Source organism: Pseudomonas mangiferae (assembly GCF_007109405.1).
GTDB lineage: Bacteria > Pseudomonadota > Gammaproteobacteria > Pseudomonadales > Pseudomonadaceae > Pseudomonas_T > Pseudomonas_T mangiferae.
Genome location: NZ_VJOY01000009.1, coordinates 176,159 through 190,627 on the forward strand (window position 1 = coordinate 176,159; position 14,469 = coordinate 190,627).

Here is a 14,469-nt window from a genome sequence, read left to right on the forward strand (position 1 = left end):
CGCGATGGCGGTTTGAGCAAGCTGGCGAACCCAAGTTCCCAGGCTGCCCGCGATGCCCGCCACCCCTGCCCTGCTGCTCGTCGACCTGCAACGCTGCATGGCGGAGCCGCGCCCGGTGCCGCGCAACAACCCCGACGCCGAGGCGCATCTCGCCGCCCTGTTGGCCCACTGGCGCGCCCAGGGCTGGCCGCTTGTGCATATCCGCCATATTTCCCGTGACCCGGCCTCGGGTTTCGCGCCGGGCCAACCGGGCGCGGCCTTCCAGGCGGCATTCGAGCCGCAGCTCCACGAGCAGGTGCTGGAGAAGAACGTGCCGGACGCCTTCGCCAGCGGCGCCCTGGAGCGCTGGCTGCGAGTACGCGGCCTCGATCGCCTGGTGATCGCCGGGGTGATCAGCGAGAACTCCCTGGAAGCCACCGCTCGCAGCGCCGGCAACCTGGGGTTCATCGCCCAGGTCCCGGAGGATGCCTGCTTCACCTTCGCCAAGAGGGACTTCCGCGGCCGCCCGCGCAGCGCCGAGGAGGTCCACGACATGGCCATGGCCAACCTGCACGGGGAATACGCCGAAGTGCTGAGCACCCGGGCCGTGCTGGACCGCTGGGCCTAGGTACCCATTTGGTGGCCCACGGCGGCTTCCGCTACAGTAGCCGCCCCGCTCTTGTCGTGAACCGCCGATGATGTCCTTCAGCGCCTTGCGCGATTCCTGCTACTTCTTCAGCCGCCACCTCCTCGCCATCGCCCTGCTGTGCCTGCCCCTGCTGGTGCCCGAGGCGTTGCTGCAGCGTTTCATCGAGGCGCACACGGGGAACGATTCCTCCCTCTACCCGCTCCTCGCCAACGTCCTGTTCTACCCGCTCTACACCGCCGCGCTGATCCTCTTCCTGGATGCCCGCAGCCGCGGCGAACGCCCGACGACCCTGGCCCTGTGGGGCGACGCACTGACCCTCTGGCCGCGCTTCGCCGTGCTGTTCACCCTGAGCGTGGCGCTGCTGCTGGCGGGCTTCTCCCTCTACGTGCTGCCGGGGCTGTGGCTGATGGTCAAGCTGGCCTACGCCGAATGCCTGCTGACCCTGCGCGGGCGCTCGCCGCTGCAGGCCATGACCGACAGCTTCCAGCTGACCCGCGGCCAGTTCGGGGGACTGGCCCTGAGCCTGCTGGCGGCAATGCTGCCGGCGTGGCTGTTCGATGGGCTCTCGGCATACGGGCTGGGCCCGCAGCCGCCGCTGGCACTGGACCTGGCGTGCCGGACCGTCAGCAGCTTCCTGCAGCTGTTCCCCACGGTGGTGACCTACCGCCTGTTCATGCTGCGCCTGCCGCCGCCAACCCAGGCCTGAGGCGTTTCGCGCCGCCCTGCGCCGGGCATCGCCTTGCAGCCGGGGAATGACGGAGGAAGCCGCCGGCTCGCTCGCCCTCCCCGGACCGTACAAAAACGCTGCACGCCATCCGCCACCGAGAACCGTCGTCATGGAACGCACGCCCACCCTCAGCACCCCGCGCCTGACCCTCACGCCTCTGGCGCTCGCCGATGCGCCCGCCATCCAGCGGCTGTTCGCCCACTGGGAGGTGGTGCGGTATCTGGATCACCGGGTGCCCTGGCCCTACCCGGATGACGGGGCGCTGACTTATGTCCGCGACGTCGCGCTGCCGGGCATGGCCGCCGGCCGGGAGTGGCACTGGATGATCCGCTTGGGCACGGCGACAGGCCCCTGCATCGGCAGCATCAGCCTGTACGACCAACCCGGCAACAACCGGGGCTTCTGGCTGGCACCGCCCTGGCAGGGCCAGGGCTACATGGGCGAGGCCTGCGAGGTCATCAATGCCTTCTGGTTCGAGACGCTCGGGCGTCCGCTCATGCAGGTGCCGAAAGCTGTGGAGAACCAGGCCTCGCGCGCCATTTCCCTGCGCGAGGACATGCGCAAGGTGGAGACCCGCGAGGGCCGCTTCGTCTGCGGGCCGATGCCCAAGGAAATCTGGGAACTGACCCGCGAGGAATGGCTGGGCAATCGTCCGACCTGAGCGCTTCAGCGCGCCGGGCCTCGGGCGCGAGCCTTCGCTGGTTCAGTCCCTGCGCGGGCTCGCGCAGCCGCCGAACGCCGGGGCGGCACGCCCTAGGTTGTGTACGAAAAGTCGTCGAGCGAAGGTCAGGCGAGGAAAAAATGGAAAAGGAAGCGGAGTTTACGTGCTGTAAATGAGCATTCCGAACCCATTCTTAACGAAGCATCACCGAGCGCAGGCACTTTTCGTACAAAACCTAGCGCCGCGGCCGGGCACGGGCGGTAGGCTCGGCCACCAGGGGGTCGTCGGGCCAGTAATGCTTGGGGTAACGGCCCTTGAGGTCCTTCTTCACCTCGGCGTAGGTAGTGGCCCAGAAGCTCGCCAGGTCCTGGGTGACCTGCACCGGGCGTTGCGCCGGCGACAGCAGGTGCAGCTTCACCCCCAGCCGACCATCGGCGATGCGCGGCGTGTCCGCCAGGCCGAACAGTTCCTGCAGGCGCACCGCCAGCACCGGCGGGGACTCGTTGTAATCCAGGCGGATATGGGAGCCGGACGGCACCTGCAGGGTGCGCGGCGCCAGCGCCTCCAGCTGCTTTGGCAGCGGCCAGGGCAAGGTGCCCTGGAGCAGGCTCGCCAGCTCCAGCTGGGCGAAATGGGACAGCCGCGAGACCTTGCCCAGGTACGGCAGCAGCCAGTCCTCCAGGGACGCCAGCAGCGCCGCGTCGCTCACGTCCGGCCAGTCGCTGCGGCCGTCCCGCTCCAGGTCGAGCCGGCGCAGCAGGCCCACCCGCGCCTGCCACTGGCGCAGCTCCGGCGTCCAGGGCAGCAGCGCCAGGCCCTTGCGCCGCACCACGCCCAGCAGCGCGCGACTGCGGGCGTCCTCGTCCAGGGCCGGCAACGCCTCGCTGGCCAGCACCAGTTCGCCCACCCGGCGCTGGCGCTCAGCGCGCAGCACCCCCTCCCGCTCATCCCAGTCCAGCACATCCAGGGTGCTCACCTGCTCCGCCAGCGGGCCGTCGAACAGCGCCGGGTCCAGCTCGGCCGCCAGGTAGATGCGCTCGTCCCGCTGGCCCTGGCGGCTGCCCAGGTCGGCGATCACCAGCCAGGGCGCCTTCATCAGGGCATCGGCCTCGGCGAACACTGCGGCGCGGCCATTGGCCAGGCGGTAGCCGGCGGCCGATCCGGTGCGTTGCCGGGCGACCCGGTCGGGGTAGGCGAACGCCAGCAGGCAGCCGAGCCAGCGGGGGTGCTGGGGGTCGGCCACCGGCTGGGCGGGCGCCTGCCGCAGCAGCCCGCGGTACTGCCGCGCCAGCTGGCGAATGCGCTGTACCGCACCCCGGGCGGACCCCGTGGCGCCGCCCTCCAGCAGTGCGAGGCGGCTGTGCAGGTCGGCTCCGCCGTCGCGCAGGATGTCCCGCTCCCCCAGCAGGGCCGCCAGGTCGCAGGCCAGCGCCCCCAGCCCCAGGGCCTGGCCGCGCAGCAGCAGGTGGGCGATGCGCGGGTGTGCCGGCAATGTCGCCATGGCCTGGCCGTGGGCGTCGAGGCGGTCGCCGCGCAACGCGCCGAGGCGCGCCAGCAGGTCACGGGCCTGGGCCAGGGCGGCGCTGGGCGGTGCATCCAGCCAGCGCAGGTCGTCCGCGTCCACGCCCCAGCGGGCCAGTTGCAGCGCCAGCCCGGCCAGGTCGGCCTGGAGGATTTCCGCGCTGCCGTGGACCGTCAGCTGGGCGTGCTGCTCTTCCGACCACAGCCGGTAGCAGACCCCCGGTTCCAGGCGACCGGCACGGCCGGCACGCTGGGTCGCCGAGGCCCTGGAAATGCGCTGGGTGTCTAGGCGGGTCATACCGCTGGCCGGGTCGAAGCGCGGCACCCGCTCCAGGCCGGCATCGATCACCACCCGCACGCCCTCGATGGTCAGGCTGGTCTCGGCGATGTTGGTGGCCAGCACCACCTTGCGGATGCCAGCCGGAGCCGGCTCGATGGCCGCGCGCTGGGCGGCCAGGTCCAGCTCCCCGTGCAGCGGGCAGAGGCGCACCCCGGGGCGGTTGCCCAGGGCGTCCTCCAGGCGCGTGGCGACCCGGCGGATCTCCGCCTGCCCCGGCAGGAACACCAGGACGCTCCCCGGCTCCTCGTCCAGGGCCTGCAGCACCGCCTGAGCCACCCGCGGCTCCAGGCCGTCGCGCGCATAGGCGCCGCCGGGGGCCGGCTGGCGACCCCAGCGGATCGCCACCGGGTGCATGCGGCCCTCGCTGCGCACCACCGGCGCATCGTCCAGCAATGCCGCCAGGCGCTCCCCGTCCAGGGTGGCGGACATCACCAGCACCTTGAGCGGCTCGTCCCGCAGCAGCTCGCGACCGTTGAGGGTAAGGGCCAGGGCCAGGTCGGCGTCCAGGCTGCGCTCGTGGAATTCGTCGAAGATCACCAGGCCGACACCCTCCAGGCCCGGGTCGTCCTGCAGGCGGCGGGTGAGGATGCCCTCGGTGACCACCTCGATGCGAGTGCGCGGGCCGACCCGGCTGTCCAGGCGGATGCGGTAGCCGACCGCCTCCCCCACCGCCTCGCCCCGCTCCGCCGCCAGCCGCTCGGCGGCAGCACGGGCCGCCAGCCGACGCGGCTCCAGCATCAGGATGCGCTGCCCGGCGAGCCACGGCTCATCCAGCAGGGCCAGCGGCACGCGGGTGGTCTTGCCCGCCCCGGGGGGCGCTTCCAGCACGGCTTCATCCCGCGCGGCGAGGGCGGCGCGCAGGTCCGGGAGGATGGCGTCAATGGGGAGAGCGTTCATACCGGCTCCAATGCGAGGGGACGCGGATTATAGGGCCAGGCAGCAGCGCTTCCACCCGGGCATAGGCGCTCACGCGCGGCGAACCCCGCGGACCCGGTGGCAGTCTGAGTAGCAGCGAAGAACTGTCCCCGGGCCACTGCTATAGTGGCGCCCATTTTCCCAGGAGGTGCTCAATGCGCACAGCTAACCGCGTCGTCGGCGGCGTCCTCGCCGTTGCCCTGTTCACCCAGCTCGCCGCCTGCGGCTCGCTGTTCTTCCCCGACCGCCGCGGGCAGATCGAGGGCCGCGTCGACCCGCTTGTGGCCGGCCTGGATGCCATCGGCATCCTGTTCTACGTGATTCCCGGGCTGATCGCCTTCGCCGTGGACTTCGCCACCGGCGCCATCTACCTGCCCGAAGGCCAGCAGTATTCGGTGGCGCCGGAGCGTCTGCACGACGCCATCGGCGCCGACGGCCAGGTGGACCCCGCACGGCTCAAGGCGATCATCCTGCGCGAAACCGGTCATGACCTGCCCCTGGACGACCCGCGGCTGATCCGTCACAGCGGCAATGCCCAGCAGCTCGCCGCCTACGGCCTGCGCCCGGCCGCCTGATCGCGCGTCCCTTTTCGTCATGGCCGTGCCCGCCGACCATGCCCGGCTGATGCGCCTGGCGACCCGCGCCTCCCTGGCGGTGGCGCTGACCCTGGCGACGGCCAAGGGGGTTGCCTGGTGGCTGAGCGGGTCGGTGAGCCTGCTGGCCGGCCTCACTGATTCGCTGCTGGACGGCGCGGCTTCGCTGCTCAACCTGATCGCCGTGCATTATTCCCTGCGCCCGGCGGACGACGACCACCGCTACGGCCACGGCAAGGCCGAGGCCATGGCGGGCATGGGCCAGGCGGTGTTCATCGCGGTGAGCGCAGTGCTGATCGCCATGCAGGCGGTGGATCGCCTGCTGCACCCGCAGCCGCTGGGCGCACCCGAAACCGGGATCGCGGTGATGCTGGTGTCGCTCCTGCTCACCGGCGCGCTGCTGGCATTCCAGCGTCATGTGATCCGGGTCACCGGCTCCACGGCGGTGCGCGCCGATTCCCTGCACTACCGCTCCGACCTGCTGCTCAACGGCAGCATCCTGCTGGCACTGCTCCTCGCCACTTTCGGCTGGCAGGGCACAGACGCGGTGTTCGGCCTCGGCATCGCCGCCTACATCCTGTGGAGCGCCTGGTGCATCGCCCGGGAAGGGTTCTCGGTGCTGATGGATCAGGAACTGCCGGATGACGTGGGCCAGGCCATGCTCGCCCTGGCCCGCCAGGTCCCCGGCGTGCTGGGCGCCCACGACCTGCGCACCCGGGTCTCGGGCAACCACTGGTTCGTCCAGTTGCACCTGGAGCTGCCGGACGCCATGCACCTGTTCGACGCCCACGCCCTGGGCGAGCAGGTCGCCGCATCGATCCGCGAGGCCTATCCCCGGGCCGACGTGCTGGTCCATGCCGACCCCCAGAGCGTGGTAGGCCGGGAAACCGGGCTTCAGCGCGCCGACACCAGCGCCGGATCGCAGGCCGGGGCGCCACGCCCGTAGCGCAGGGCAGTGAGCAGGCCCACGACCCCCATTACCCCGCAGAACACCACGCAGACCCACGGGCTCCAGGGCATCAGCGCGATCAGGGCCAGCGGCGTGGTGCTGGCCCACAGGGCATAGACGAGGTTGTAGGTGAAGGAAATGCCGGACACACGCATATCGGCCGGGAACAGCCCCACCATCACCGACGGCACCACCCCCACCACGCCGCAGGCAAGGCCGGCCAGGGCATAGGCGGCGCCGAGCCATTGCGAACCGGCCACCAGGCTGGCGTAGAGCGCGCCGATGCCCGGCGCCAGCAGCAGGCTGTACAGCGCCACGCCACGCCAGGCGCCGATGCGATCGGCCAGGGCGCCGGCCAGCACGCAGCCCAGGTTGAGGAAGACGATACCCACGCTGCTCAGGCTGAAGGCCCGCTCGGCGGGCAGGCCGAAGCGCTGTTGCATCACCGTGGGGGTCACCACCACCAGCACCACCACCGCCGAGGTCAGCACCGCGGTGAGCAGCGCCGCCGGCATCAACGCATGGCGATGCTCACGCAGCACCGCCCGCAGGGGGTAGTCGGCGAGGCCGTCGCGGCGTTCGCGCAAAGCGAGAAATACCGGTGTCTCGCTCAGCCAGCGGCGCAGCCAGACCCCGACCACGCCGAACACCCCGCCCAGCAGGAAGGGAATGCGCCAGGCGTAGTCGAGGATTTCCTCGGCGCTGAACAGCCGCGACAGCAGGGTGGCGGTGAGGGCGCCGATCAGGTAGCCGAAGGTCAGGCCGGCCTGCAGCACCCCCAGGGCATAACCGCGGTGCCCGGCAGGCGTGTGCTCGGCGACGAAAACCCAGGCACTGGGTACCTCGCCACCCACCGCGGCCCCCTGCAGGATGCGCATCGCCAGCAACACCAGCGGCGCGGCGAAGCCGATCTGCGCATAGGTAGGCAGCACCCCGATCAACAGGCAGGGCAGCGCCATCATCAGGATGCTCAGGCTGAACACCCGCTTGCGCCCCAGGCGATCGGCGTAATGAGCCATGAAAATGCCGCCCAGGGGGCGCGCCAGGTAACCGGTGACGAAGATTCCGAAGCTCTGCAGCAGGCGCAACCACTCCGGCATTTCCGGCGGAAAGAACAGCTTGCTCAGGGTCAGGGCGAAGAACACGAAGATGATGAAATCGTAGATTTCCAGCGCACCGCCCAGGGCCGCCAGGCCCAGGGTCTTGTGGTCATTCAACGCCAGGCGCGGCCGTGGGGAATCGGCAGTCATGAAGCCTCCGGGAGACAGCGAACGCGACGGCGGTGGGAAAACCGGGGCGGTCGGATGGTAGCGGGCGGGCGGAGGATAGCAAAAGGCGCACGCCATAGCGGTCCGTGCGTCAGGCAGAGGCCACCCGCTCACTGCGCGCTTGGGCACCGGTCACCATCAGCTCCACCGTCCGTTCAGGGTCGCTCAGGCCAGGGTCGATCACTCACGCGCCTTTGGATCGAACGTTCCGCTCTAAAGCCGGCCGCCTGTGCTGCGTCACGACAAAACAAAAGGGGGGTCATCGCTGACCCCCCTTCGGGTATTCGTCCGGTGCTGGCAATCGTGTCGCCGCTTTCGTCGTCCGCCTGATTGGGCGGTACGGACCCGGGTGCCTGACGCGGCCCGGTGGGACCGCCGGCGCCGACGCACCTGATTGGGTGGGTCGGGTGGACTCCTCGTCCGGGCCGTGAAACTGAAAGAAAGCTTACGTCACACACACCGGCAGAGGTTTGCGAAAATTGCTCAAATCAACATCACTTGCGCAATGATCACCTCATATTGGATGATTATCCGCAATCAATACGAAAGGATGTTCATAACATGGAGAAATTCGACCGCTACGACCTGCGTATCCTCGCGGAATTGCAGAAGGATGCGCGGATTTCCAACCAGGACCTGGCTGAACGCATCGGCCTCTCTCCCTCGCCCTGTTCGCGGCGGGTGCGGCAGCTGGAGGACGACGGCTACATCGTCCGCCAGGTGGCGCTGCTGGACCGCAAGAAGCTCGGCCTGAGTCTCACCGCCTACGTGCTGATCGGCATGGACCGGCACACGCCGGACCGCTTCGAGCATTTCCAGTCGGTCATCCACCAGTGCCCCGAGGTGCTGGAGTGCTGCCTGGTGACCGGGATCGACGCCGATTACCAGCTGAAGGTGGTGGTGCCGGACATGGATCACTACCAGCAATTCCTGCTGGGCCAGTTGACCCGCATTGAGGGGGTCACCAGCGTGCGGTCGAGCTTCGTCCTCAACCAGGTGGTGAGCAGTACCGAGTTGCCGCTGGGTCACCTGAAGAGTTGAAGCGGGCGCTCTGCGCCGTGCTTCGCGTATACTCGCCGGCGCCTTGCCGTGCCCCCGCGTGGAACTGCCCGCCAGCCCCCACGCTCGAAAAACAACACGCTTCGCCCCCACGGCCTCTCGATCCGGCCCCGCACGCCGGGTCCGCGCGTTCCCCGTTCCATGAGGTTGACGATGAGCCCCGAGAAGTTTGAAGAGCTGATGATGACCGCGCTGATCGCCGGTCTGGTCCTGTTCATGGCGTTCATCGTCTGGGACCTGGCGAAGAAATCCAATGCGGGCCGCTTCGGCACCATGATCCTGTTCCTCGCCCTCGGGCTCGGGGTGATCGGCTTCGTCATCAAGACCCTGGTGATCGGCAGCCTCGAAGGGCTGTAACGCCACACGCCCATCCCGCGTCTCTACCCTCGTCCTCCCCGCGACGGCGCTCCGGCGATCGTCGTGACGGGCTCGTTTTCACTCAGGAGATCCACCCCATGAACGCTACCGATCGCGTCATGCAAAGCTATGGACGGTGCTGTGCCAGTACCGATTTCTTCGACGACTTCTACCGTCACTTCCTCGCCAGTTCGCCCCAGGTGCGGGAAAAATTCCTCAACACCGACATGAAGGCGCAGAAGCAGCTGCTGCGCCAGGGCATCCTCAACCTGGTGATGTACGCCCGGGGCATGCCCGACACCAAGCTGCGCGCCCTCGGCTGCAGCCATGCTCGGGGCGCCCTGGACATCCGCCCGGAGCTCTACGACCTGTGGCTGGATGCGCTGGTGCAGACCATTTCCGAACACGACAAGCAGTTCGACACGGAAACCCGGGTGGCCTGGCGCGAGGTGCTGGCCAAGGGCATCAACATCATCAAGTCCCACTACTGAAGGCCAGCGCCTTCAGTCGAGCCGGGCGGGCACCTCGCGCCATTCGCCCGGCGCCAACCCTTCCAGGCTCCACGGCCCGATCCGCACCCGCACCAGGCGCAGGGTCGGCAGCCCCACCGCGGCGGTCATCCGCCGCACCTGGCGGTTGCGTCCCTCGCGGATGGTCAGCTCCAGCCAGGCGGTCGGCACGCTTTTGCGAAAGCGTACTGGCGGCTGCCGCGGCCACAGGGCCGGCTCGTCCAGCCGGCGCACCTCGGCCGGCAGGGTCGGGCCGTCGTTGAGCTCGACACCGTCCCGCAGCCGCTGCAGTGCCGTCTCGTCCGGCTCGCCCTCCACCTGGACCCAGTAGGTCTTCGCCAATTTGTGCCGGGGGTCGGCGATGCGCGCCTGCAGGCGGCCGTCGCTGGTGAGCAGCAGCAGCCCTTCGCTGTCCCGGTCCAGGCGCCCGGCCGGGTAGACACCCGGCACGTCGACGAAGTCCTTGAGGGTGGCGCGGCCATCGCCGCCGCTGAACTGGGTCAGCACGTCGTAGGGCTTGTTGAACAGCAGCAGGCGCGCCGGCCCGGCAGCGGGGGTGGACTGGCGGGGCGAAGGACGCGGGGAAGGACGGCGGGGGCGTGACATGGCGTGAAACGGTCGGTGGCGCGGAGGCGGACGCGCGGGATGCTAGGATGCCCGCCTCCGTTCCCGCAAGAGTGTGCCGGATGACCCGAGCCCTGCGCCCCACCTGGCTGATCGAACTGCTCAACCTGCTGCGCGGCGCCGACGCCGGCTACCAGGGCCCGCCCAGCGACCACTTCGACGGCCGGCGCTTCCACAACCTCCAGCCGACCGACCGCAAGACCCTGCGCCAGGTCCTCAGGTGGCGGATGAACCGCGAGAAGCAGGTGCCCTGGGCACTGCAGGCGCCGGCCGGGCGGGACAACCCGCCGCCGGCCCGGGTGCAGGGAGAGGACCTGCACGTCACCTACATCAATCACGCGACCCTGCTGATCCAGCAGCACGGGCTGAACATCCTCACCGACCCGCTGTGGTCGGAGCGCGCCAGCCCGTTCCCGTTCCTCGGCCCGCGCCGCTACCACGCCCCGGGCGTCGCCCTCGACGACTTGCCGGCCATCGACGTCATCCTGGTCAGCCACAACCACTACGACCACCTGGACCTGGACAGCCTGCGCCGGCTGGCCGAGCGCTTCCCGGTGGCCACGGTGGTCACCGGCCTGGGCAATGGCGCGCTGATCCGCGCCTGCGGCTTTTCCCGGGTGGTCGAACTGGACTGGTGGCAGCCCCTGGCCCTGAGCCCGGCGCTGACGCTGCACGCGGTGCCGGCGCAGCATTGGTCATCCCGCAGCCATGGCGACGCCAACCGTACCTTGTGGCTGGGGTTCGTCCTGACCTCCGCCGGCGGACCGGTGCTGTTCCCCGGGGACAGTGGCCTGGGGCCGGAATTCGCGCTGATCCACGAGCGCTTCGGGCCGCTGCGCTTCGCCGCCCTGCCCATCGGCGCCTATGCGCCGCGCTGGTTCATGCGCGACAACCACATGGACCCGGACGACGCGGTGCAGGCGCACCAGCAGTTGCAGTCGCACTGCAGCATGGCGATCCACTTCGGCACCTTCAACCTGAGCGACGAGGACCAGTTCGCGCCGCCCGAGGCCCTGGCCGCCGCCCTCGAAGCCCGGGGCGTAGCCGCGGACCGCTTCCGCGCGCCGCAGCCGGGCGAGCGCTGGCAGGTGCCGCCGCTGCCACTGGCCGCCGCCGAGGTAGACGCCGCCGCGTCCTGAATGCCGCGCCGCGACCGACCGGCACCTCGACGGAGCCGGCGGCCGCGCCCTAGCGGAACGGCGGCTCGTCGAAGCTGCGCAGCTTGCGCGAGTGCAGCGAATGCAATTGGCTGCGCAGCAGGTCGAGGGCGGCGATGCCGATCTTCAGGTGCTGGCTCACCGCCCGCTCGTAGAACGCACCGGCGGCGCCGGGCAGCTTGATCTCGCTGTGCAGCGGCTTGTCCGACACGCACAGCAGCGTGCCGTAGGGCACCCGCAGGCGGTAGCCCTGGGCGGCGATGGTGCCGCTCTCCATGTCTACCGCCACGGCCCGGGCCAGGTTGATCAGCGGCCGTTCCTGGGCCCAGCGCAGCTCCCAGTTGCGGTCGTCGTAGGTCAGCACGGTGCCGGTGCGCAGGCGGCGCTTGAGGGCCTCGCCCTTGTCGCCGGTGACCTGGGCCGCGGCCTCCTGCAGCGCCTGCTGCACCTCGGCCAGGGCGGGGATCGGGATGTTCGGCGGCACCACCCGGTCGAGGATGCCGTCGCGGCGCATGTAGGCGTGGGCCAGCACATAATCGCCGATGGTCTGGGACTGCCGCAGCCCGCCGCAGTGGCCGATCATCAGCCAGCAATGGGGGCGCAGCACCCCCAGGTGGTCGGTGATGTTCTTGGCGTTGGACGGGCCGACGCCGATGTTCACCAGGGTCACCCCGTGGCCGTCCTCGGCGATCAGGTGGTAGGCGGGCATCTGGTAGCGGTGCCAGAGCACGCTGCCGATGATCGCCTGGGCCTCACCCTCGTCCATGCCGCGCTCGATCACCACGTTGCCCGGCAGCACCAGGCGCGCGAAGCGCGGGTCGTCCCGCAGTTGGTCGAGGCCGTGGCGGATGAACTGGTCGACGTAGCGGTGGTAGTTGGTCAGCAGGATCCACGGCTGCACGTGGCGCCAGTCGCTGCCGGTGTAATGCACCAGCCGGCGCAGGGAGAAATCCACCCGTGCCGCGTCGAACAGCGCCAGGGGCATGGGGTCGGCGTTCTCCCATTCGTACAGCCCGTCGGCGACGCCGTCGGAGGCGGCCGACAGGTCCGTGCTTGGGAACACCCGTGCCAACTCGGCGGCGGTCACGCCGGAGCCGGCCAGCTCGTCGCCCTGTTCCACCACGTAGGGATAGGGAATGTTCTGCTGGCTGGGACCCACTTCCACCTGCAGGGTGAAGTCCTCCATCAGCGGCCGCAGTTGCTCCAGCAGGTAGGTGCGGAACGCCTCGGGGTGGGTGACGGTGACGCTGTAGTTGCCCGGGACCTGGATCTTGGCGTAGGCGCGGGTGGTGGACGGCACCTCGCCGTGGCAGCGGTAGCCGATCCGCAGCAGGGGGTAGCGGAACAGCGCGCGCTGGGTCTCGGTGGGGACCACGCGCTCCTTGAGGTAGCGCTTGAGGGCCTGGCTCAGGGCCTCGGTGGCCTGGCGATGCAACGCGGCGAGGCGGTCGACCGCCTCTTCCGCGCACGTGGCGACGATGAAGTCGTCGTCGGGGTAGAAACTCATGGAAGGCATCCTGTCTGCTCGGACCGGCTCATCTTGCCTGCTCGACACCGACAAGGGTAGCGCGGCCGGGCGGCCTGGCGAGGGCGCGACCCGCGGCGCTCGGCCGCGCCAGCGCCGAGGTGGGGCTGGCGCGTCGTCGCAGCCCGAACCGTGAAGATCATCGCCCAGCTGAACGGGGTGTACGGAGCGCCTGGCTGCCGAGCTGGCAACACGTCCGCTAGGGCAACGGCCAGTGCTCGGCCAGGCACGCCAGGGCGCGGGCCAGTTCGCCCCGGCTGCGGGCCGCGGTCAGGCTCAGCCGCACCGCGTCGAGGCGCTCGGGCGCTACCGCGAAGATGTCCGCCGGGGCGCCGGCGATGCCCGCCGCCCGGCAGGCTTCCACCCGTCCGCCGCCCGCGCCACTCAGCCACAGGTGCGGCGCCGGGCCCAGGCTGTCGGCCATCCGCACCCCGAGGAGGCGCCGGGCCAGTCGCCAGCGCTGCCGCACCTCCTCGCGTTGCCAGGCCAGCCGGCGCGCGGCGACCCCGGACTCGATCCATTCGCAGGCCAGCGCCAGGCACAGGGGCGACAGAGCCCAGCTGGTGGCCTGGGCTTCCCGGTCGATGCGTGCCAGCAGCGGCGCAGGGCCGGCGATGAAGCCCTGGCGCAGCACCGGCGCCACCGCCTTGGACAGGCTGGTGACCAGCACCGTGTGGTCCGGGAGCGCCTGGGCCAGGGGTGGTTCGTCGCCCAGCCCGCCGTACACGTCGTCCTCGATCACCCACAGGCCGTGGCGCCGCACCACCTCGGCGACGGCCGCCCGGCGCGCCGCGTCCATGCTCGCGCCGGTGGGGTTCTGCAGGCAGGGGGTGAGCACCACGCCCCGCGCGCCAGTGGCCCGCGCCAGGCGGTCCAGGGCCTCGGGCAGGATGCCCCGGTCATCCAGGGCGACACCGTGCAACGGCAGCCGCAGCTGCCGCGAAGCCGCCTTGATCCCCGGGGACGTGAAGGCTTCCACCAGCACCGGCTCGCCGGGCTCGCACAACGCCAGCAGCGCGGCGAACACCCCCTGCTGGGCGCCGGCGCAGAGCAGCAGCGAGGCGGCCGGCAGGTCCAGCCCACGCCCGCGCAGCCAGGTGCTGCCGGCCAGCCGGCCGCGGGCCAGTTGCTCCGCCCCGGCATAGCCCTGGAGCGCACCGAGGGCGCTGGCGGCCCGCAGCGCATCGAAGGCATCGGGCAGGTCGTGGCTGCCGGGGTCCTGGGCCGGTACGTTGGTGGACAGGTCCAGCGGCGCGGCGCCCGGGGCGTCGGGGCTCTTGAGCAGGAACAGGCTGGCTTCGCCGCTATCGGCCAGCACGTAGGTGCCGCGGCCCACCTCGCCGGACACCAGATGCCGGCGCGCCGCCTCGCGGTAGGCCTGCTGGGTGGTGCTGGGGTTGAGGCCCAGGCGCCAGGCCAGGCGGCGCTGGGGCGGCAGGCGGTCGCCAGGCTTCAGCTCGCCGTCGCGGATGGCGCGGGAGAGTGCCTCCACCAGTTCCAGGTAGCGGGGTCGATCAGAATCGGGCAGTTGGGGAATCCACATGGAAGGCTCGCGAAGCCGGGACGGCTGGCAGGGGACTTTATTGCAGGCCATGCAATATAACCTTTTACCCATGCAATGCCCGCCTCGTAGGAT

The 14,469-nt window shown here is 70.4% G+C and carries 14 protein-coding genes; 9 read left to right on the top strand and 5 right to left on the bottom strand.

Annotated elements, in window-relative coordinates:
- Window positions 1–52: 52 nt before the first annotated feature.
- The 3 genes from FM069_RS14050 to FM069_RS14060 all read left to right on the top strand — a co-directional run bounded on the left by FM069_RS14050 (window position 53) and on the right by FM069_RS14060 (window position 2,016).
- Window positions 53–607, top strand: coding sequence for a cysteine hydrolase family protein (locus tag FM069_RS14050; protein ID WP_143488985.1), 555 nt, complete (start codon window positions 53–55; stop codon window positions 605–607).
- Between the two features lie 67 nt (window positions 608–674).
- The gene (locus FM069_RS14055; protein WP_143488986.1) at window positions 675–1,334 is read left to right on the top strand and encodes a hypothetical protein; all 660 of its coding nucleotides are present in this window, start codon (window positions 675–677) and stop codon (window positions 1,332–1,334) included.
- A 130-nt stretch (window positions 1,335–1,464) separates the two neighbouring features.
- Entirely contained in the window at window positions 1,465–2,016 is a 552-nt protein-coding gene (locus tag FM069_RS14060; RefSeq protein WP_143488987.1) for a GNAT family N-acetyltransferase, read from the top strand.
- 235 nt (window positions 2,017–2,251) lie between these two features.
- Here FM069_RS14060 and hrpB read toward each other — a convergent pair whose 3' ends face one another.
- Complete coding sequence (gene hrpB / locus FM069_RS14065; protein ID WP_143488988.1) at window positions 2,252–4,774, bottom strand: ATP-dependent helicase HrpB; 2,523 nt, start codon at window positions 4,772–4,774, stop codon at window positions 2,252–2,254.
- Window positions 4,775–4,947: 173 nt separating this feature from the next.
- Between hrpB and FM069_RS14070 the strand changes: the two genes are divergently transcribed.
- Window positions 4,948–5,367: a polyribonucleotide nucleotidyltransferase gene (locus tag FM069_RS14070; RefSeq protein ID WP_143488989.1), complete on the top strand. Its 420-nt coding sequence runs from the start codon at window positions 4,948–4,950 to the stop codon at window positions 5,365–5,367.
- A gap of 19 nt (window positions 5,368–5,386) precedes the next feature.
- Complete coding sequence (locus tag FM069_RS14075) at window positions 5,387–6,331, top strand: cation diffusion facilitator family transporter (RefSeq protein ID WP_143488990.1); 945 nt, start codon at window positions 5,387–5,389, stop codon at window positions 6,329–6,331.
- Here FM069_RS14075 and FM069_RS14080 read toward each other — a convergent pair.
- Entirely contained in the window at window positions 6,280–7,584 is a 1,305-nt protein-coding gene (locus FM069_RS14080) for an MFS transporter (protein WP_143488991.1), read from the bottom strand. The two genes, FM069_RS14075 and FM069_RS14080, sit on opposite strands and share 52 nt — an antisense overlap.
- A 579-nt stretch (window positions 7,585–8,163) precedes the next feature.
- Between FM069_RS14080 and FM069_RS14085 the strand changes: the two genes are divergently transcribed.
- The 3 genes from FM069_RS14085 to FM069_RS14095 all read left to right on the top strand — a co-directional run bounded on the left by FM069_RS14085 (window position 8,164) and on the right by FM069_RS14095 (window position 9,509).
- Window positions 8,164–8,643, top strand: coding sequence for an Lrp/AsnC family transcriptional regulator (locus tag FM069_RS14085; protein WP_143488992.1), 480 nt, complete (start codon window positions 8,164–8,166; stop codon window positions 8,641–8,643).
- 171 nt (window positions 8,644–8,814) lie between these two features.
- Entirely contained in the window at window positions 8,815–9,018 is a 204-nt protein-coding gene (locus FM069_RS14090; protein ID WP_143488993.1) for a DUF2788 domain-containing protein, read from the top strand.
- Between the two features lie 98 nt (window positions 9,019–9,116).
- Window positions 9,117–9,509 carry a globin gene (locus FM069_RS14095; protein WP_143488994.1) on the top strand — a complete coding sequence of 131 codons (393 nt, stop codon included), beginning with the start codon at window positions 9,117–9,119 and terminating at the stop codon, window positions 9,507–9,509.
- A gap of 12 nt (window positions 9,510–9,521) precedes the next feature.
- Here the strand turns inward: FM069_RS14095 and FM069_RS14100 are convergent, their stop codons facing one another.
- A complete protein-coding gene (locus FM069_RS14100) occupies window positions 9,522–10,133 on the bottom strand; it encodes a pseudouridine synthase (RefSeq protein ID WP_143488995.1) in 612 nt (203 codons plus the stop codon).
- Window positions 10,134–10,213: 80 nt separating this feature from the next.
- Here FM069_RS14100 and FM069_RS14105 point away from each other — a divergent pair, with 80 nt between their 5' ends.
- Complete coding sequence (locus FM069_RS14105) at window positions 10,214–11,290, top strand: MBL fold metallo-hydrolase (protein WP_143488996.1); 1,077 nt, start codon at window positions 10,214–10,216, stop codon at window positions 11,288–11,290.
- Between the two features lie 49 nt (window positions 11,291–11,339).
- Here FM069_RS14105 and amn read toward each other — a convergent pair whose 3' ends face one another.
- Together amn and FM069_RS14115 are read right to left on the bottom strand one after the other, a co-directional pair.
- Window positions 11,340–12,815, bottom strand: a complete 1,476-nt coding sequence (gene amn, locus FM069_RS14110) for an AMP nucleosidase (protein WP_143488997.1) — start codon at window positions 12,813–12,815, stop codon at window positions 11,340–11,342.
- A gap of 217 nt (window positions 12,816–13,032) precedes the next feature.
- Window positions 13,033–14,376 carry an aminotransferase-like domain-containing protein gene (locus FM069_RS14115; protein ID WP_143488998.1) on the bottom strand — a complete coding sequence of 448 codons (1,344 nt, stop codon included), beginning with the start codon at window positions 14,374–14,376 and terminating at the stop codon, window positions 13,033–13,035.
- Between the last annotated feature and the right edge of the window lie 93 nt (window positions 14,377–14,469).